At 62.6% G+C, this 18576-nt stretch carries 16 protein-coding genes, 2 tRNA genes and 1 pseudogene; 4 read left to right on the forward strand and 15 right to left on the reverse strand.

Going from position 1 to position 18576, the window contains the following annotated elements; genetic code table 11:
- From ACFQQD_RS06395 to ACFQQD_RS06435, 9 genes are all read right to left on the reverse strand, one after another.
- Positions 1-2991 (reverse strand): type I restriction endonuclease subunit R, encoded by a 2991-nt coding sequence (locus ACFQQD_RS06395; RefSeq protein WP_378087397.1) that lies wholly within the window; start codon positions 2989-2991, stop codon positions 1-3.
- A 5-nt stretch (positions 2992-2996) separates the two neighbouring features.
- The gene (locus ACFQQD_RS06400; RefSeq protein ID WP_378087399.1) at positions 2997-4253 is read right to left on the reverse strand and encodes a restriction endonuclease subunit S; all 1257 of its coding nucleotides are present in this window, start codon (positions 4251-4253) and stop codon (positions 2997-2999) included.
- The gene (locus ACFQQD_RS06405) at positions 4250-6226 is read right to left on the reverse strand and encodes an N-6 DNA methylase (RefSeq protein ID WP_378087401.1); all 1977 of its coding nucleotides are present in this window, start codon (positions 6224-6226) and stop codon (positions 4250-4252) included. Before ACFQQD_RS06405 ends, ACFQQD_RS06400 begins: the two co-directional genes overlap by 4 nt.
- Before the next feature lie 147 nt (positions 6227-6373).
- Positions 6374-8491, reverse strand: a complete 2118-nt coding sequence (locus ACFQQD_RS06410; RefSeq protein WP_378087403.1) for an N-6 DNA methylase — start codon at positions 8489-8491, stop codon at positions 6374-6376.
- The gene (locus ACFQQD_RS06415) at positions 8488-9021 is read right to left on the reverse strand and encodes an NYN domain-containing protein (protein ID WP_378087406.1); all 534 of its coding nucleotides are present in this window, start codon (positions 9019-9021) and stop codon (positions 8488-8490) included. Before ACFQQD_RS06415 ends, ACFQQD_RS06410 begins: the two co-directional genes overlap by 4 nt.
- 419 nt (positions 9022-9440) lie before the next feature.
- A complete protein-coding gene (locus ACFQQD_RS06420) occupies positions 9441-9590 on the reverse strand; it encodes a hypothetical protein (protein WP_378087407.1) in 150 nt (49 codons plus the stop codon).
- A 62-nt stretch (positions 9591-9652) separates the two neighbouring features.
- Positions 9653-10171: a hypothetical protein gene (locus tag ACFQQD_RS06425; protein ID WP_378087409.1), complete on the reverse strand. Its 519-nt coding sequence runs from the start codon at positions 10169-10171 to the stop codon at positions 9653-9655.
- Positions 10172-10224: 53 nt separating this feature from the next.
- The gene (locus ACFQQD_RS06430) at positions 10225-10560 is read right to left on the reverse strand and encodes a hypothetical protein (protein WP_378087411.1); all 336 of its coding nucleotides are present in this window, start codon (positions 10558-10560) and stop codon (positions 10225-10227) included.
- A 432-nt stretch (positions 10561-10992) separates the two neighbouring features.
- Positions 10993-11080 (reverse strand) — tRNA-Ser (locus ACFQQD_RS06435).
- 167 nt (positions 11081-11247) lie between these two features.
- Here ACFQQD_RS06435 and ACFQQD_RS06440 point away from each other — a divergent pair.
- Both ACFQQD_RS06440 and ACFQQD_RS06445 read left to right on the forward strand, forming a co-directional pair.
- Positions 11248-12261: an NAD(P)H-quinone oxidoreductase gene (locus tag ACFQQD_RS06440; protein ID WP_378087546.1), complete on the forward strand. Its 1014-nt coding sequence runs from the start codon at positions 11248-11250 to the stop codon at positions 12259-12261.
- Positions 12258-12731 carry a hypothetical protein gene (locus ACFQQD_RS06445; protein WP_378087413.1) on the forward strand — a complete coding sequence of 158 codons (474 nt, stop codon included), beginning with the start codon at positions 12258-12260 and terminating at the stop codon, positions 12729-12731. Before ACFQQD_RS06440 ends, ACFQQD_RS06445 begins: the two co-directional genes overlap by 4 nt.
- A 26-nt stretch (positions 12732-12757) precedes the next feature.
- Here the strand turns inward: ACFQQD_RS06445 and ACFQQD_RS06450 are convergent, their stop codons facing one another.
- From ACFQQD_RS06450 to ACFQQD_RS06470, 5 genes are all read right to left on the reverse strand, one after another.
- Positions 12758-13063 carry a YrhK family protein gene (locus tag ACFQQD_RS06450; RefSeq protein WP_378087415.1) on the reverse strand — a complete coding sequence of 102 codons (306 nt, stop codon included), beginning with the start codon at positions 13061-13063 and terminating at the stop codon, positions 12758-12760.
- 110 nt (positions 13064-13173) lie between these two features.
- Positions 13174-14598 (reverse strand): amidase, encoded by a 1425-nt coding sequence (locus tag ACFQQD_RS06455; protein WP_378087417.1) that lies wholly within the window; start codon positions 14596-14598, stop codon positions 13174-13176.
- Positions 14585-15622, reverse strand: coding sequence for an ABC transporter substrate-binding protein (locus tag ACFQQD_RS06460; RefSeq protein ID WP_378087419.1), 1038 nt, complete (start codon positions 15620-15622; stop codon positions 14585-14587). Before ACFQQD_RS06460 ends, ACFQQD_RS06455 begins: the two co-directional genes overlap by 14 nt.
- Before the next feature lie 34 nt (positions 15623-15656).
- Entirely contained in the window at positions 15657-16493 is an 837-nt protein-coding gene (locus tag ACFQQD_RS06465) for an ABC transporter permease (protein ID WP_378087421.1), read from the reverse strand.
- Positions 16490-17296, reverse strand: coding sequence for an ABC transporter ATP-binding protein (locus ACFQQD_RS06470; RefSeq protein WP_378087423.1), 807 nt, complete (start codon positions 17294-17296; stop codon positions 16490-16492). Before ACFQQD_RS06470 ends, ACFQQD_RS06465 begins: the two co-directional genes overlap by 4 nt.
- 287 nt (positions 17297-17583) lie before the next feature.
- Here ACFQQD_RS06470 and ACFQQD_RS06475 point away from each other — a divergent pair.
- Together ACFQQD_RS06475 and ACFQQD_RS06480 are read left to right on the forward strand one after the other, a co-directional pair.
- Positions 17584-17718 (forward strand): annotated as a pseudogene (locus ACFQQD_RS06475) (GntR family transcriptional regulator); the annotation flags it as partial.
- A gap of 21 nt (positions 17719-17739) precedes the next feature.
- Positions 17740-18204 (forward strand): FadR/GntR family transcriptional regulator, encoded by a 465-nt coding sequence (locus ACFQQD_RS06480; protein ID WP_378087548.1) that lies wholly within the window; start codon positions 17740-17742, stop codon positions 18202-18204.
- Positions 18205-18287: 83 nt separating this feature from the next.
- Here ACFQQD_RS06480 and ACFQQD_RS06485 read toward each other — a convergent pair.
- Positions 18288-18361 (reverse strand) — tRNA-Thr (locus ACFQQD_RS06485).
- Between the last annotated feature and the right edge of the window lie 215 nt (positions 18362-18576).

Genomic DNA, 18576 nt, shown 5'->3' on the forward strand with positions numbered 1-18576 from the left:
TCAACTCGACCTCCGTCGGAACTCGTCGTAGGTGCCGCCGAGGTAACCCAGCAGCATCTGTTGGAAGTCGGGGTTGGCGAAGAACTGGCTGAATAGTTCACCGTTCTTCTCGTGGCGTTCAAGGAGGAGTTCCTTGACCTTCTCCTCAAGTACGAGCTGGTACTGGTTGCGGTCGTTGTGCAATGCCACCACGGCCATTTCGTCGTCTTCCATGACGACGGTCCGTTGCTGGTCGATCCAGACCTTATCGGCCTCGCCGAGGTCGGCGCCGTACTTCTCGTTCATCACTTCGATGAGTGCGGACAGCTTGTCCAGCACGGGGTCGGTCGCCGACCCCTTCCCCTCGCCAGGCAGAGCGCTTCCCGGTTCCTCGGAGGCTTCCAGGGCGATGCCTCCTTCTCCGGTGACGGCCAACCGCAGGTGGGTCAGCTGCACCGAGTGGCTCAGCTGCGGCATCGGGTCGGAATCCAGCGCCGGCAATTCGTGCAGTAACAGCTTGCCGTAGAGGAAGAGCCGCTCAAGATCCGCGTCCGGCCATGGCATGACCTGAGCGACAAACGCGTACGCCCTGCAGAAGTGCGTCAAGCGCGCTCGGAACTCTGTTTGAGCGTCTTCCTCCAGCGACAAGAACCGTCCCACCGCGGGGTGGAGGTTGGCGTAGATCACCGGCTGCTCGGCCGGGTCATCCGAGAGCAGTGCCTTCGTGGCCGCGGAAAGTTCGTCCACGGCGAGTACGCCGGCGGACATCAGGTCGTGCTCCATCGTGTACAGCACGTTCGGGTCGGTCGGCTGGGCCATCGACTGTTCGTAGAACGGCTCGAAGGCGGCTTGGATCTCTTCGGCGGTGTTGGCGAAGTCGAGGACGAAGGTGTCCTGCTTGCCGGGGTGGGTCCGATTGAGCCTGGAGAGGGTCTGGACGGCCTTGACCCCGGAGAGCTTCTTGTCGACATACATGGTGTGCAGTAACGGCTCGTCGAACCCGGTCTGGTACTTCTCCGCGACGACCAGTACCTGGAAGTCTTCTCGGAAACGCTTGGGCAGTTGGGCCTCGGGGAAGCCGTTGAGCATCGGTTCGGTGTAGGCCAGCTCGGGCGCGTCCGGGTCGGTTACCGTTCCGGAGAACGCGACCAGGGCGCGCAGGGGGTGTGGTCCTTGGTCGTAGCCCTTGCGTTGTATGTATTTTTCGATGGCGGCCTGGGTGCGGACTGCGTGCAGTCGGGAGCGGGTGACGACCATCGCCTTGGCCTGTCCGTCGATCTTGTGGGCGGTCTTCTGTCGGAAGTGCTCGACGATTACCTCGGCCTTGGCGTCCATCATGTACGGGTGCAGCGAGGCGAACCGCGCTAACGCCGCCCGGCCCTTGGAGGAGTCGAGCTCCGGGTCGACGCGTGGACTGGCGGTGGCGAGCTTGTAGTACGTCGCGTAGGTCGTGTAGTTCGCCAGCACATCGAGGATGAATCCCTCGTCGATGGCCTGACGCATCGAGTAGGTGTGGAAGGGCCGCTTGATCCCGTCCGGGCCAGGCTGACCGAAGGTCTCCAGGGTCTTGGGCTTCGGGGTGGCGGTGAAAGCAAAGAACGAGAGGTTCTTCTGCTTGCCCCGCTTTCGGGCACTCTCTAACAGCGCGTCATCGGGCTCGTCGGCGGCCTCGGCTGCGGCCTCGACGGCCTCGGCTTGTTCGAGGGCGTCCTCGCCGGCAGATAGGACCGTCTTCAGCTGTTTGACTGCATCCCCGGTGGTGGAGGAGTGGGCTTCGTCCACGATGACCGCGAAGCTGCGCCCGGCCACGCCCTTGGCTTCCCCCTCGGCGGCTTCCTCGGCGGCAATCTTCGCGACGACGGGGAATTTCTGCAGCGTGGTGATGATGATGCGGGCGGCGTTGCCCTCCAACGCTTCCTTCAGTTGGGACGAGTGCTGATCGACGCGCACGATCGTGCCTGGCGTGTGGTCCAGGCCGGCCACGGTTTCCTGCAGCTGCCTGTCCAGCACGCGACGGTCGGTGATGACTACGACCTTGTCGAAGATCGGCTGGTCGCCCGCATCGTGCAGTCGGGAGAGGGAGTGTGCCGTCCAAGCGATGGTGTTCGACTTGCCCGACCCTGCCGAGTGCTGGATCAGCCGGTCGACGCCGGCACCATCGGCGTAGGTGGCGGCGAGAATGGACCGAACAGCGTGCCACTGGTGAAAGCGTGGGAACAGAACCCGTCCGTTCTCGGTGTGGATGAAGTTGCCCAGCAGGTCCAGCCAGGCGTCGCGGTCCCACACCTGCTCCCACAGGTACGCACTCTGATAGCCGTTGCTGGCCGGATTGCCGGCCGACCCCGGACTCCCGGGGCCGGCTGAACCTTGGTTGAACGGCAAGAAGCGGGTGTCCTGCCCCGCCAGCATCGTTGTCATTGCCACCTGGTGCGGGTCGACCGCGAAGTGAACGAGCATGCGCTTGGCGAAAATCTTGTCGTGGGGGTTGCGGTCGTTACGGTACTGGACCATAGCCTGCTCCAGGCCCTGCCCGGTCAGCGGGTTCTTCAACTCCGCAGATGCGACCGGGACACCGTTGATCACCAGCACTAGGTCTAGCGAATCAGCGGGGTTGGACTCCGAGTGGTGCAACTGGCGGACCACGGCGAGCCGGTTGGCGGCGTAACGCTCCAGCAGTTCGGGGGCGAGGGTGTTGGCCGGCTTGAACCAGCACATACGCACCGTCACCCCAGAGTCCTTGACCGTGCCCCGCAGCACGCTGATCGTGCCGCGGTGATCAATGGCGTCGGCGACGACCTTGAGGAACCGCTGCCGCGCGGTGGCTTCACCGCCGTGGCGGGCAATAAGGGTGTCCCATGCCTTCGGCTGGGATGCCTGAACGAAGGCGATGACCTCCTCCGGGAACAATCCCAGATCACGGTCGTACGATGACGCAGGCACCGCGTCCCAGCCGCACGAAAGCAGGTGGGCCTCAATGTTGCTCTCGAACGTCGCCTCAGTCGTGTTGATCAATCAGATCACCCCGGGATGGTAGAGCCTGCGGTTGTCACGTCCAGCTGCCCCGTCACAGCCGCTGAGATCAAGGAGGACTTGTACTCGGCAAGGAGGGCGATGGAGCGTTCTAGGTCACGAATACCAGCGCGGACCACTTGTTGATCTTCCCGGACTCGATCGACAATCTGATCCTGCACACTTCGGGGAGGCAAGAGGAGGGGGGTTGACCGGACTCCCGCCTCGAGGTGCGGGTGAAGTGCGCCGGTGGCTCTGGCTAACATCGCCTGCTTGCCGAAGTTGCACTGCAGGAAGGTGGCCAGATACTCAGGAGAAATCAGCGATGAGTTCGCTCGGGCGATCAAGAGCGCATGGCAACTTGCTTCACCGAAACCTTCTGGCACAAGCGCCACCTGCCCGATAGCTCCCGTTTGCACGATCAGCACGTCCCCGGCTCTCAGATTGATTCGCCGACGCGCTGCGTGCCACTCCTCCGAAACGTAAAAGGGTCTACGGTCGAAGTCGATCGTTCCGTTCTTGATATGGACGCTTTGGATGTACCTGATCCCGTCATCGACCAAGATGTCCCGAGTCGGTCCGACGTACCCGTTCGTCAACTGACGCAGAACTCGACCAAGAGTAGATGCGCGCCAGCCCTCTGGAAGCTGATGTCCCTCCCATCCCGTTTCGATCGACTGAGGCATGCCCGCACTACGCGCCTTGAGTTCACGAGCTATGAGGTTTGGGAGAGTCTCCTGCAACAGTCGGGCTTGCCGCCGGCGAGCAGCGATGATGCGATCGAGCCGGGAAACGCGGTCGTCAATGAAGTCCGCGATTCGCCGCTGCTCGGCCAAGTCCATCTCGGTGAACGGAAAGTTTGCTACTTGCTCAGCATTGAGATTGGCTTGAGTCGCAGAGCGCGCCTCAGCTACTGCTTCGGGCGCATAGTGCTTCAACCAGTACGCCACGAATCTCGGGTCTGCTCGCTGTGGCTTGGGGACAATGCCCAACAGCGCCTGGTTCCAAGTGGCCGCGATACCCAGCGTTGCCACCGCGCCCACACTCGCGTACATCGCGAACAAGACAGTCCCGGGTTCACCCAGTGTGAGCCTCCGGTTCCTTACCCCTGCTTCCGTAAGCGACTTGGCGGTTGAGGTCACGATGTCAACGGCACTCATATCGCCGATCGAGACCCAAGGGATTCCCTGCTCGCTCCAGAACTGCTCATTATTTGTGTCGGGCGTACCACCCGCCACGAAGTGCGCAACATGCTTGAGTTTCACAGACCCAGTCCTTTCATCCACTCCTGGATCTGCACTTCAAGTTCCTTGACTTCTGCTGCGATGTCTTCAACGGGGCGTGGAGGTTCGTACATGTAGAACTGGCGAGTGAAGGGAATCTCGACGCCTACCTTGGTCTTGGTGTGGTCAATCCATGCGTCCGGGACGTAGGGATGGACCACACGAATTAGGTGTGTCTCGGCGGCCTCGCGTAAGGCCTTGTCTCGCCCGGCTTCCTCGAGGTCGAAGTACCCGGCGGGAACGGGCACATTCTCCTGATCGCGCAGCTCTGGGTCCGGCTCGGGTTTCCCGTTGCGTTTGGTGATGACTTGCGCCTCAGGATCGGCGATAGCGCAGGCCGTGGCGAAGGCCTTCTTCGCTTTGGCCGTCAGGTCACTCACCTCGGTAAGTAGAGCCCTCTCGGTGTCGAAACGGCGCCCAACAAGGTGGGCGTACTCGTCAAAGGGAGCGGCCGCGACAGCCTCGGGCGTGACTTCCCACCTCCGTTTCAAGGGGCGTTCGACGACGATGCGTTGAAAGGCGAACTTTTCCCGGGGCAGGACTCTTACCTTGGGATCGTCGGCAAACTCTGTCTTCGCCCCGCCGTACAACTGGGCGATTTGCGCGATCGCGTCTGCGGTGAGTTCCTTGCGCTTGTCTCCGAGAGATTTGCGCATCTTCGTGCCCAGCTGCCGGGCGTCGATGAGGCGGACCAAGCCGCGGTCTTCAGCAGCCTTGTTGTTGGTCAAGATCCACACGTACGTGGAGATACCGGTGTTGTAGAACATCTGGTCTGGCAGGGCGACTATGCCTTCGAGCCAGTCCTGTTCGAGGATCCACCGACGGATCTCCGACTGGCCAGAACTAGCCGCACCAGAGAACAACGGTGATCCGGACAAGACGATGCCCACCCGAGAACCCGTTGGCTTCATCTTGGACAGCATGTGCTGCAAGAACAGTAACGATCCATCCGCGACACTCGGGAGACCGGCGCCGAAGCGACCGTGGAAGCCCTGTTTCTCGTGCTCGTCCACAATGGGCTTCGCGTAGGACGACCATTTCACCCCATAAGGCGGGTTGGCCAGGATGAAGTCGAAACTCTTCCCTGAGAAGGCGTCCTGGGTCAAGGAGTTGCCTTGGGCCATCTGTTGCGGGTTGGTGTCCTGCAGCATCAAATCCGATTGGGCGATCGCCCACGTCTCGGCGTTGAGTTCCTGCCCGTACACGTGGACCTTGGCGTCGGGGTTGGCTTGGGTGATGCCGTGCAGAGCGCCCATGAGCATCCCGCCGGTGCCGGCTGCAGGGTCGTAGATGGTGCGGACCGGCTTGGGGTTCTCGGTCAGTTCCGCATGCGTGCGACCGTGCAACAACAGCTCGACCATCAGGTCGATGACTTCCCGTGGGGTGTAGTGCTCACCGGCGGTCTCATTGCTCATCTCGGAGAACTTCCGGAGCAGTTCTTCGAAGATGTAGCCCATCGCCTCATTGCTGACCACCGAGGGGCGCAGGTCCAGGTCGGCGAAGTCCGCCATGACGGGGTAGAGGATGCCCGCGCGGTCCATTCGGGTGATCTTGTCGTCGAGGTTGTACGACTCCATCACCGTGTACGCATCCGGGGACAACCGGCGGATGTAGCTGGCCAGCTGTTCGGCCAGCTCCTTATCGTTCTGCAGCATCGAGGCGAACGTCAGCGGGGAGAGGCTGTAGAACCGATGACCCGAGGCACGCTTGAGGAGCATGTCGACGCCCTCGCCGACCGCCTTCCCCAGGGTCTTGCGGTCGGCCTTCAGGGCGCCGCTGGCGACGGCCTGGTCCAGGACCGCGTCCTTGGTTGGCGACAGCACCGCATCCATGCGCCGCAGTACGAGCAGGGGTAGCATCACCGAGCCGTACTCGTGCTGCTTAAAGGTGCCACGCAGCTTGTCGGCCACCTTCCACACGAACGCAACCTTGTCCGCGAATCCCTTCGGTGCCATTGCTTCCCTTCGTTGAGCTAATACGACTTGACCCTAGTCGTCAGGGGGACATGCCATTCCCGCCGCCGGCGGGACCGGCCTCCGTGACGGTCTCGTGGATCAACGCCAAGCCCACGGCGGCATGCAAGGCGGCGTCGCCGCCGGGGACTAACCGAGGCTGATGGTTCCGGCGCTGGTTGCGTCGACGAGGGCATTCCGGGCTTGGCGGGCTGAGTCCAAAATCGCCTTGGCGGATTCCTGGAGGGCGCGGATCTCGGCGAGGCGTTCCAGGGTGTGGTCCTGCTGCTCCACCGGCAGCAGGGGGATCTTCAGGTCCTGTAGGCGGATGCGCTGGACGGCAGCTCCCTGTGCCTGGCTTCGGTTGTGCGCACTGACAATGAATTCCGCGAGGAACTGAGGGCGCAAGTTGTCACTGAGGGGACGCAGCAGGTGGAAGCTGTTGGTGGTGAGCACGCGCCCACCGTGGGTGTCCACCCGTGTGGCCAGTCCACCGGTGTTCTGCAGCAGGACGTCCCCGGGCTGGGTGATTGTCGGGTCCGTCTTGAACAGGCCGAGCTCGACCGTGCGCGGTTCGTCGTCCCCGCGGATCCAGGCACCGGACGCGACGGGAGTGCCGTCCGTACCGTGGTCGGCCTCCCGGATGGTTTCCTGGGCCCGCAGGATCTCGAGGCTGCCAGCCTTTTCCAGGTCAGTGATCGACACGAGCTTCGGAGTCTGCGTGCCGGCGGCTATCGATTCGGCCGTGAGCTGGGTCAGCGCTTGGGCGCTGGACGTGGCGCGGTGGAGCGACTCGACCGTTGACCGCACGCTCTCCAGATCCGGTGCGTCCAAACCAGAGGAGAGCCATCGGCGCGGGTTCACATCGGTCTTGTCCGCGACCGTAAGAATGTCGGCGATGGAGACGGCTTCGGCGGGTAAAGCGGTGGGAACGGTACGGTTCTCTCGCCAGTCTTGCAGGGCCGTGGCAAGGGCGTCGGGGTTGATGTCCTTGGTCTCGCTGTGGTCGACCATCAGGACCCGGTCCGCGTCGCTGACCTCTCCGGGGCGCGCCAGGACCCACAGGTTCAGCGGTATCCGCGTGTGGGAGGCCAACCCGGCGGGCAGGGCAATGATGGCCTCGATGGTTCCGGCCTGCAGCATGGCAGCACGGATCTTTGCCTCAGCCCCGCCCCGGAACGCGCTGCCGGCCGGCTGGAGCACGAACGCGCGTCCTCCTGTCCCGAGATACCAGGTGGCCAGTTGGAGCCAAGCCAAGTCCATGCTGGATTTCGGTGGCGTGCCGTAGGGCAGACGGGGGTCCAGGTAGAGGTGTTCAGTATTGTGGCCTCTCACCCCGTAAGGCGGGTCCATGACCACGACCTGGGCCAGTGCCTGGTCGAAGTGGTCCATCGCGAAGACGTCACCGTGTCGGAGGTCGGTCCGAGGGTGTCCAGCGAGCAAGGCGCGCTGGTTCGCTTGGATGACGGCACGGGGATCGATGTCTTGACCGGTGAGTGCAGTCCGATTCTCACCGTGACGGGCCGTGGCCATCAGCATCCGGCCCGAGCCCACGGCGGGGTCATGCACCGGCCCGGGAATGCTACTGGCGAGGGTCGCCACGAGTTTCACCAACGTGTCACTGGTGGCCGCCGAATCGTAACCGCGTCGTACCGAGCGGGTGATCTGGTCCTGGAAGCTCTCAAAGGCCTCTTCCAACTGCTCGAGCCCAAGGTGATCCACCACGGGAAGCGCCAGACTCAGCAGCAACTCCTGGTCGCGTGCCTGATCGTAACCGGGGGAGTTGGAATGAATTGCGTTGAACAGAGGCGCAGGTTCTGGATGTGATTCCTCACAGGCCCACATGCCTTTGCGAATCAGTTCCGCCGTGTCCCGGGACATGCCCGAACCGACCAGCTGGGACCACTGCGTCTCGGCTGGTAGCGCCTCATCGAAGCCGTCGCTTTCACGGTCGGAGACGTATCTCCAGACGATCAGGTCGGCCGCAATTGCTCCGGCTTCCTCGGCCTCAATAGCGCCGCGAATACCGTTCATCGCACTCCATAGATGCCGGCCGAGGGAGATGTCCTTGACCTTCTTGCCGTGGTCCTCAAGCCACTGCTCGACCTCCGCTTTTGTAAAGCGGGGGCTGGTGGTATCTCCTGCGACAGGCTGTGGGAAGTCCGGGTAACGATTGCGCCAGTTGCTGACCGTGGAGCGGCCGACGTCGGCCAGCTTTGCGATGTCGCTGGCGCTGAGGGTGAGGGTGAGGGTGGCGGGCGTGCTCATGCTGCGTCCTTCGTGTGAGTGAACAGGTTGACGACGTTGGCGGGGAGGCGCGAGCCCAGGGAGACCACGTTGGGTCCCGCTGCCCGGCGCAGGGCGGAAGAAAACCCGATGTCAGGGCGAATCACGATGACCTCCACGCCGGCGGCTCGAAGCGACGCGACAGCGAAGGTGAACGTGTGGTCCCCGGAGGCGATGACGACCCGGCGATATCGCTCGGCGATCCAAGGGATGTCAGCGACTGCCTCCAGTAGAGCCAAGTCGGCCCCGTCGATCCCACTGCGCCACTTTCGCTGGGCCGTTCCGGTCCAGCCAAGACTCATTGCCAATGCGTTGTGGTGGCTGGCCGCGACCACGGTGTGGTCGCCCGCACAGGGCTGCACTGCAGCGCAAATGCGACGTTCGACCTGGGCGACCTCGCTACGCGTGGGGGCACTACTGCCCACCATGTTCTCGATGTCCACCAAGTAAAGAGTCCGTCCGCACAAGTCGCGGGCGTTGGGAGCCCCGTAGGGGCAGGTGTTCCTCATCATAATCTTGCCTTTCCGATATGGAGGGGCTCCCGGCGAGCCTCCCTTCTGATCTAGTTTTGCCAGCTTATACCTATCCAGCCGATTTATGCAAGGGGAATGTGTTCACACACTGCGAACGACGTCGCATCGAGTCTATGGCTACAATTCACAGACCATTTCTAACACCCTCGAATGGGTTCGGTTCCGGATTGGTGACGCGGGGTGGCGGAGTAGAGAAGGGATTCGCGGCGCATCGTGGATGCTCCAACCTGGGGTGGATCTTCTGGCTCACAACGATGTGCGCGGAGAACAGGCGCATGTTTCCCGTTCCATGGATCGAGTTACCACTTCATTCCGCTAGCGCGCTTGCGGGGCAAACTGGCGCGGTAGCGAAGGTCTGCTTCGTACGCTCCGTCCAGGTGACACGTGCCCGCGGGTACTTAAGCTCGACGGAGGGCGAAGACCATCAGGCCGGCGTTCATCGCCAGGGTTATCAGCCTGCGCAGGGCGCGGTTCGTGGCGAAGATGCCGAAAACTCCGGCGAAGCCTACGGCCAGTCCTGTCCAGCCGATCAGTTCTGCGGTGCCCAAGCTAGCGCCCCCTTGGCTCGTTCCCGTTCCGCCACTCCACCCTCACGCATCACAGGGACACCTCAGGGGTGTATTTGCGCGGCCGGGCCTCGTGCCATACCCCGCGAGGCGCTGGTGACGGCTGGGGTGGCGTGCAGTTGGTAAGCGAGGGCCGGGTCCAGTTGCGGTGACTGCCGTGGCTGCTGTGCAGGCTCCGATTCGGTGCCGGGGGAGAAGCCGGTGGAGTGTTGGTAGACGTCCCCGGTGACAGTGGTCCCGGCCGGGACTGTCGTCGTCGCCGGGGTTTCTGGTGTGGCCTCTGGGACCGGAGCCAGTCGCAACTCGGCCAGGCTCACCGATTGATTCACCACGGTGGCATGCCCGCCGCTTTGCGTGGGGATGCGCAGGTTGTCCCCGTCGGGGGTTTCGATGACGAGCTGGTTGACGGTGATCCGTCGTCCCATGGCCCCGGTCTTGTGCTCCTGCTCCACGTTCTGCAGTCGCCCGGGGATGAGTCCGCCGGCCAGTTCACCCTTGGTGGGCAGGTCGAACAGGACGTGCTGGCCGGTCGGCTCCGGATGAAGCAGTTCGCGCAGTCCCATTCGGGGTGGCAGGTCCGCTTCGGGCCGGGCGAGGGTGAGCAGTTCGTGGCCGGTCAGCGCTCCGTGGGTGCGGTCCAGGACGGTGACCTCGGACTCGGACCGTTTCTTGCCTCGCCGGTCACCAGTTCGTTGCGGTACCGCAACTCGAGGGTGGTGTCTCCGCTGATGCCGGTGATGGTGACGGGTTCCTTGGTGCTGGCGTGGTTGTCGATGTCGGTGGCGGCCACGACGTCCCCGGGGCGCAGGTCCTCGATGGTGACCGTGAAACTGGCGGCACCGTAGAGGGTGGTCCTCTGGTCGTCGGTGAGCCGCAGTGGGGGAGTGGTCGTCCCCAACAATTGGTTCAGGGCGAGGAACGCGAGGCGTGGGGCGAGGCCTACCGGGACCATGGATTCGTGTTCGCCCGGGAGGACGGGACGCCGATCCGGCCCAGCTGGTTCACAGCGCGGTTCCTGGAGCTGCAGGACGGCGTGAGCGTCCCGAGGGACCCGCAGAAGCCTGAAGGCGCTCAGAAGCCATTACGGCGCGTCCGGCTGCATGATCTACGGCACGGCACCGCGTTGCTGATGATCGCGGCCGGCGTGGACGTCGCCGTGATGTCCAAGGTGCTGAGGCACAGCACCATCAAGGTCACCGTGGACACGTGTGGGCACCTGCTGCCGGGCGTCGGGGAGACCGCCGCGGAGCAGCGCGCCGGCATGATCCCCCCGCCAGGCGGCGTCGAGGACCGACGGCCACAGTGCGGCCACAAATCGGACCTAAACGGCCCCCGAAAAAGCGGAAGCGGCCCCACTCAGCGGGGCCGCTTCCCTTTATTCACGCGGATGGTAAGGGATTCGAACCCTTGGCACGGGGTTACCGCACACTGGTTTTCAAGACCAGCTCCTTCGGCCGCTCGGACAACCATCCTGAAGGATCCATTCTAAAGGACCTGCACAGCCTAACGTTCGCTGGCGAGATGTGCCTCGAACAGGGGATCATGGTCAGATCCATCCGGTTGCCGGCCGGCCGACCACGAGTACTGTGGAGGACCAATGTCCGTTGAGCACACCACCTCTGTCACGCACACTCCCACCATGCGGGCCGCTTCCTACGCGGGCGCCGGTGGGCGCGAGGTCGTCGAGGTGGTGGACCGCCCGATCCCGGTTCCCGGCGAGGGCGAGGTGCTGATCAAGGTCGCCGCAGCCGGCATCAATCGTGCCGACCTGCTGCAGCGCTCGGGCAACTATCCCGTTCCGCCGGGGGCCTCCGACCTTCCCGGGCTGGAAGTCTCCGGGACCATCGAGGAGACCGGGGCCGGCGTCGTGGGCTGGGAGTTCGGCACCCCGGTCTGCGCCCTGCTCGCCGGAGGCGGCTACGCCGAGTACGTGGTGGTCCCGGCCGGGCAGATGGTTCCGGTGCCCGACGGCGTCTCCCTCACCGAGGCGGCCGGCTTGCCGGAGGTCGCGGCCACCTGTTGGTCGAACCTGGTGATGCACGCCGGGGTGAAAAAGGGGGACTGGGTCCTCGTGCACGGAGGCACCGGTGGCATCGGCTCCTTCGCCCTGCAACTGCTGAAGGCGTTGGGAGCGCGTCCACTGGCAACAGCCGGCAGCCAGGAGAAGGTCGAACGCTGCCTGGAGCTCGGCGCTGAGGCGGCGATCAATCACCGGGACGAGGATTTCGTGGAGCGGGTGCAGGAGATCACCGACGGTCACGGGGCGGATGTGGTCCTCGACGTGATCGGGGCGAAGTATGCCGAGAAGAACCTCGAGGCGTTGGCTCGTGGCGGGCGGATCGTGGTCATCGGACTGCAGGGCGGAACGCAGGGGACTGTGCCGCTGAACAAGCTGATGGGCAAGAACGCCTGGATCACCGGAACCACCTTGAGGCCCCGCCCGGTTCAGGAGAAGACCGAGATCATGCGTCAGGTGCAGGAGAACGTCTGGCCGATGATCGCCTCCGGCCAGATTCGCACCACCACGGATGCCACGTTCCCGCTGGACCGGACTGCCGAGGCCCAGGATCGCTTCGAGGAGCCCGACCGCACCGGAAAGGTGCTGCTCGTGACGGACGACGCCCATCCGGAGCCCGTCGGGGTGACGCGGTGAGAGCTGGTCCCTTCGCCCGTCGGCGCCAGGCCAAGAGGGACGATCAGGAACTGGGCAACGGCCTGTGGCGGCGCGGTCATGATTGGTTCCACCGTTCTCTGGACCGGTATTGGCAGGTCGTGGAGGAGGCCGGCAAGGACGGCACCATTCCGCAGGACCAGCTCAATGGGCTGGCTCACGCCGGCAACGTCCTGGCGGACCTGATGCCGCGGGTGCGGAAACTGTGCATGACGGCTCACCGTGAGCATCCGGGTCAGGGGATGGAGATTCCGGGCGCCGCGAGTGAGGTGCACCGGATCCTTTCCCGTGCGGCCAACGACTTGGCGACGACCGCCCAGGCCGCGACGATGTTCCGTCTCGGGCAGACCTCGCTGGACTCCGTGGGGCGCCGGGCGGAGAAGGTCGTGGCCGCCGTCGAAGAGGCGGAGGAGGCCGCCGCCCGGATGACGCCGACGTCGCGAGGCTCCTAGCTCTGATGAGCGCTCCCGCTGGGCGGTTACGAGCGCTCACGGTGAGGCGGAGCCTCTGGGGCCTTCCGTGCGAGCACCTCAACGTTGCGCATTGACGCCATGCGCAGCTCCCGTGTGAGACGGATGGTCGGTTTCAGGGCGAAACAGATGGAGCCTGCGACGAAACACCAGATACCGGCGGTCTTGGTGGACTCCGAGAAGAACAGGAAACTGCCGACGATGAACAGACCTGCGGCCAGGAAATCGACGGCGGTGTGCACAATTTCAAAGGCGGCGTAGACACGGGCGAGGTGGTCGGTGTCCTTACGGTCACGGGGGTCGAACAGTCGCACGGTAGTGGGTCCGTTCCTGGGCGCTGCTGGTTTCGAACGTCCCAAACAGCCTAGGGCAGCCTCGTCCACCGAGACCGCCCTAGTCCAGTACATTCGCAGGTTTCAACAGGTCAAAGAGCCGGATGTCGCTTGTGCCAATCCGTAACTGACTGGAAGCTGCCCGCAACCCGCAACACCGTCGCTTCGTCGAATTTAGATCCGACGAACTGCACAGAAACCGGCAGGCCATGGTCGCTGAAGCCGCCGGGTACGGTGACCGTTGGCAACTGAGACATGGTGAAAGGCACCGTATAGCGGTGCACTTGGGCGACGGTCTCCTCATCCATTCGCTCCATGTCGGCTGCGGGGGGAGCCTCGAACGGAAGCCCAGGGACGAGCATGGTGTCCACGGCAGCAAGTACACCTTCGGCCTCGCCCATGAAACGAGCTCTTCGCTGCAGCAGTTCGTCATAGGATGTGGAGTCGAGCGCACGGCCACGCTCAATAATTTCCCTCAGCGCTGCGCCATAATCGCTCTTGTGCTCGTCATACCAAGTGCCATGGGCGCGTGCCGTTTGCACGCCACAGACGTCGAACCAGTCCTCGACGATGGCTTCCGAATCGGGGAAGGCGATGTCGACAATTGTGGCACCCAGAGATTCAAGTATGGCGAGAGCCCGATCAAGGGCCACTCGCACGTCTTCGGAGATATCGGTATAAGCCCAGGATCGGTCAATGCCGACTCGCAAACCATCAACGCCCGCGGTGACTGCACGGATGTAATCGTCGACAGGAAACAAGCTGGAAGTCGGGTCGGCCTCGTCACGTCCGGCAATAGCGGCAAGCATGAGGGCGCCGTCCATGACTGACCGCGTCAGCGTACCCACATGATCAAGAGTCGCGGCCAGCTCAAAGACATTGGCTCTACTGACGCGGCCCCACGTGGGTTTGATGCCGGTCAGTCCGTTGGCCGATGCCGGCATGCGGATCGAACCGCCGGTGTCCGAAGCTAGAGCGCCGTAACAGAGCCCAGCCGCCGTGGAGACTCCACTGCCGCTGGAAGAGACCCCGGACCAACGGGAACCGTCCCACGGATTGAGCGGAGCCCGGAAGGGATCGGTGTGCTCGGCATACACGCCTTCTGTGGTATGGACTTTCCCTAAGATAATCGCGCCTGCGGCTTGAAGGCGTTTCACTACAGTCGCGGTGTGGACAGAGACCTGGCCGACTCGACTCGGCATCCCGTGGGCTGCTGGCCACCCTTTCACCTCGTAGATGTCCTTGACTGCGATGGGAACTCCGTACAGTGGCCCGTTCTCTTCTCCGCGCCGTGCGTCGAGTTCCGCAGCAGTGCTCAAAGCGCCCTCTGCGTCTACGAAGCTATAACTACCCAGTGTGCCGTCGAGCCGTTCGATGCGGGCAAGCGTCTGTTCGACGAGTTCGACTGAGGTGATCTCGCCGGCCGATAGACGGTCGGCTACGTTGGAAAGCTGCTCGTACTGATCGATCCCTTCACCCTCCGAAACATACGCTGATTTGAACTCACTCCTGGGCATCGACGTTCTCCTTTGCCTTCTCGGCGAAGCTGTTGTCGACGACAGCTTCAAAGGCACTCGATTCGGCATCTTTGTCGACGATCCCGACGAAGTCAGAAACACGCATAACGTTCGCCCACGCTTTCTTGGTGATCTCCACCGTCTCGGGGTAGCCGAGAACATCGATCTGCCGAGCGACAGCTGCTTCAACAACGGATTCATCCAGATCGGGGAAGGCCTTCTTAGCAATATCAGCCGATTCGTCCGGGTGTTCGTAAATGAATCGAGAAGCAAGTTCGAATCCGTCGACCACAGCCTGAGTTGCCTCAGGGTTCTGCTCGGCGAAGGCCTCGGTTGTCATGAGCGAAGAAAACGCATAGGGATACCAATCAGGATTCTCTGGGAACGCATAGACGGCGTGCATGCCCTCGGCCTCGACTTGGCTGATCTGCGGCTCAGTGCCAAGGGCGTAATCGGTTTGGCCCGACAACAGCGGAGCCATCTCGTTGCCGATACTCGTCGGAACGATCTCGACATCGCTGGCTGAGAGCCCATTCTCTTGCAAGAGGTAATTCATGAAAGCCCAGGTGGTGTCCGGCTCCGGCATCGTGGCTATTGAACTGCCTGCGACTTGGCTGATGTCGTCCTGCAAGTCGTCGGTATCGCTACCCACCATCCACACGGAGGGGGCATTCTGAACGGATGCGACAGCGATGCCGGGACCGCCTTCTGCTTTCGAAATAGCACCGAAAACTGGGTCATGAATGGAAAAATCCGCTGAGCCGCCAAGCACTGAAGCCCAAGACTGCTGTCCGCCCCCGCCCGTTTGAATTTCAACGTCTACACCCTCGAAGAAGCCTTGATCATCAGCGACATAGAGCGGTAGGTAGAGCAGCGACTGAAAGGCCTGACTGATTCGGACGGTCTGGGTATCTCCGGATCCGTCAGAGCCGCCAGCACTTGCACCGGTTCCGCAGCCGGCAAGCATGGTGGCGATCGCTAAGCCGACGGTCGCCAAGAGCGGACGAGTGGATTTTTGTTGCATGGGAATGCCTTTCAGAAGCAGGATGGAGTGTGAATTAGCGACGCTTCCATGGCAGAAGCAGGCGTTCGATGACATACATGGCGAGCTGCAACAGTGCGACAAGAACCACGACCATGACGAGCCCGGCCATGACGCGCGCGATCGAGAAATTAGCGCTGGCGACTTGGATCGAGTGGCCGATTCCGGCAGACGACGAAATGTACTCGCCGACGATGGCACCGATGACAGCCAGACCGACGTTGAGCTTCAGTCCGGAAACCACCCACGTCATTGAGGACGGCACCACAACCTTGGTGAAGATTTGATGCCGGGACGCACCAAACGACCGCATCAGGTTAAGTTCGTCTTGGTCGACATCGAGTGCTCCGCGGTAAGCGTTCGTCAGCGATACGACGACGCAGGAGAAGGCGACAATAACTACCTTCGACAGCATGCCCGTGCCAAACCAGATAATGATCAGTGGCGCTACGGCGAGGACCGGAATGGCGCCAATGGCCGCTATATAGGGTGCAGAAACACGGGCGACCACTCGGGAATACCAGAGCACCAATCCGAGCAACGATCCACCGACTGCACCGAGAAGAAAGCCGAACACAGTTTCCTGCATGGTGAGGAGAAAATCACTGACGAGCGTGCCCGCGCCTGCCTGCTGCACTAGCGCCTGCCATATGAGAGTTGGACTGGCGAACAGGAAAGTGCTGACGACACCGGCCTGCGCAAGTATCTCCCACAGGGCGAGCGTGACGATGAGTATCGCCAGTTGAGCACCAACGATGACGGAGTGCCGTTGGTCCAGCCGCCGTGGGGACACTCTGGCGGGCGGCGCGTTGGTAGCGGCGGTGACCGTGTGAGGTTCAGCGACCGTGGTCATGCTGCGACTCCTGACTTGCCGTTCGAACGCGAGTAATTGCCATCCGCGATACTGCGCCAGATCTGTTCGTAGTAGTCGTTGAAGCGTGGTGATGTGCGTCGCTCGGCGACGTCAGTGCTGTCGATGCCGAGGTCCACGGTGATCTCCTTGACGATTTCCCCGGGCCGCGCTTTGAGTACATAGACGCGGTCGGAGAGCGTGACGGCTTCTTCGATGTCGTGCGTCACGAAAACGACCGTTTTGTGGAGGCTCTTGACAGTCGCCAGCAGATCACTTTCCAGCTCGATCTTCAGTGGATAGTCCAAGGCCTTGTACGCCTCATCCATCAGGACGACTTCAGGGTCCAGGACCAGGGTGCGCATAAGTGCCGCCCGTTGGCGCATGCCGCCCGAAAGACTGTGCGGATACTGGTCTTCAAACCCCTCTAGGCGATAGCGAGCGAATAAGGGGCGGGCACGTTCATAAGCTTCGCGTTTAGGTACACCCCGGACTTCGAGGCCGAGCACGACATTGTCGATGAGGGTGCGCCATGGCAACAGCAGGTCTTTTTGCAGTACATAGCCAAGGGCCGGATGTGGCGTGCCAGTGATGGCTTCGCCATTGACGAATACATCGCCTCGGCTGGGGGTGAGCAGGCCGGCGAGCACATTGAAGAGCGTGGACTTTCCCGAGCCACTGGGGCCGACAAATGTGACGAACTCTTGCTCTCTCGCGTGGAAGCTCATGTTCTGCATCGCGACGACGGACTCGCCCTTTACCTGAAAGGTATGCCCGACGTTCTCGGCCACGAGTTTATGGGTCATGAGATCTCCGATGGGGTCCGAAGGTGCCGCGCCTCCCGCGGCTAATAGCCCACACTCGCAGGCGGATGTTTCACGCCGAGCAGACTGGTGTTACCAGTTGGTTGCCAGGTTGAGACTGCCGTTTCACGCTCTTGAAGACTCGTTCCGATCACCCGAGTACTGCGAAGTTGCGCCCGAGGTGGGATTTACTGTGGTCATCGGAAGACGACCTAGGTAACGGAGGCGCTGTGTCCGATGTGTCCAAGCCACATGGGCTTGACTCTTTGGCAGTGAGGCTGCTCAGCCTGGTGAAATCGCTGCCTTTAGGGTCGAAATTTCCGTCCGAGCGAGAATTGGAACGAGAGTGGGGCGTCTCACGGCCGGCATTGCGTACACGTTTGCGCACTCTGGAATCGGTCGGGCTTCTCGAGCGACGAGGAACGGGGGGCTCCTTCACTCGAACCATGCAACCGGAGGACGTCTCCGATGCCATGCGCATTGGTCTCAGTGGCATGGAGCTGGACGACGAAATCTCGTTCCGGCCGGTACGTGTTGCGCTCGAACGCCAGGCGGCCCTCGCAGCGACGCGTCGCCCGGACGAATCCGCCTTGGCCTCAATGCACGCCGCGTTGCAGGCGATTCGAGTCGCGGAGTCCCCGGACGAGAAGACTCGCGCTGACGTTGATTTTCACGCCGCCTTGTTTGAGGCCAGCGGAGAGCCGTCGCTCCGATTCATGTACGGAGCGGTGCGCGGTCTCATGGACGACTCGGTCGCACGTCGGCGTGCCCAACTCGCGAAGAATCCAGCTGGGCTGGAAGAGTCGTTTCGCCTGCACGCAGAGATCCTGGCTGCTGTCCAAAGCGGAGACGGGCGGCGATCTATGGACGCTGTGGACGCTCTTATAGCACAGGACGTTGAAAGTCACTGAACTGGTTCAACACATGCCATTCAACTAGCGGGAACGAAAAAACCTCCCCGCAGGCGTGACGCCTGATCAGGGAGGTTTCTCGGAGCCCCCTGCCGGATTCGAACCGGCGACCTGCTCTTTACGAGGGAGCCGCTCTGGCCAACTGAGCTAAGGAGGCATATGCGCACCCGCCAGCGGGTACCACGGCTGTCCATGATACCGGTCCGAGTGGCCGACGGGCAAAGCGAGTCGTACCCTTTTGCTCACACGCGGGAACGAAGCCGTTCCGCATGGTGAGAACCCACAGTTGGCGTTCACTTCGCGGCCAACCGCAGGACAGATCGTGGCTGTGAAATGGGCCGACGATGGAATCAGGCCTGGCACCCGCCAGGG

This window comes from Citricoccus sp. GCM10030269, from assembly GCF_042665635.1.
GTDB lineage: Bacteria > Actinomycetota > Actinomycetes > Actinomycetales > Micrococcaceae > Citricoccus.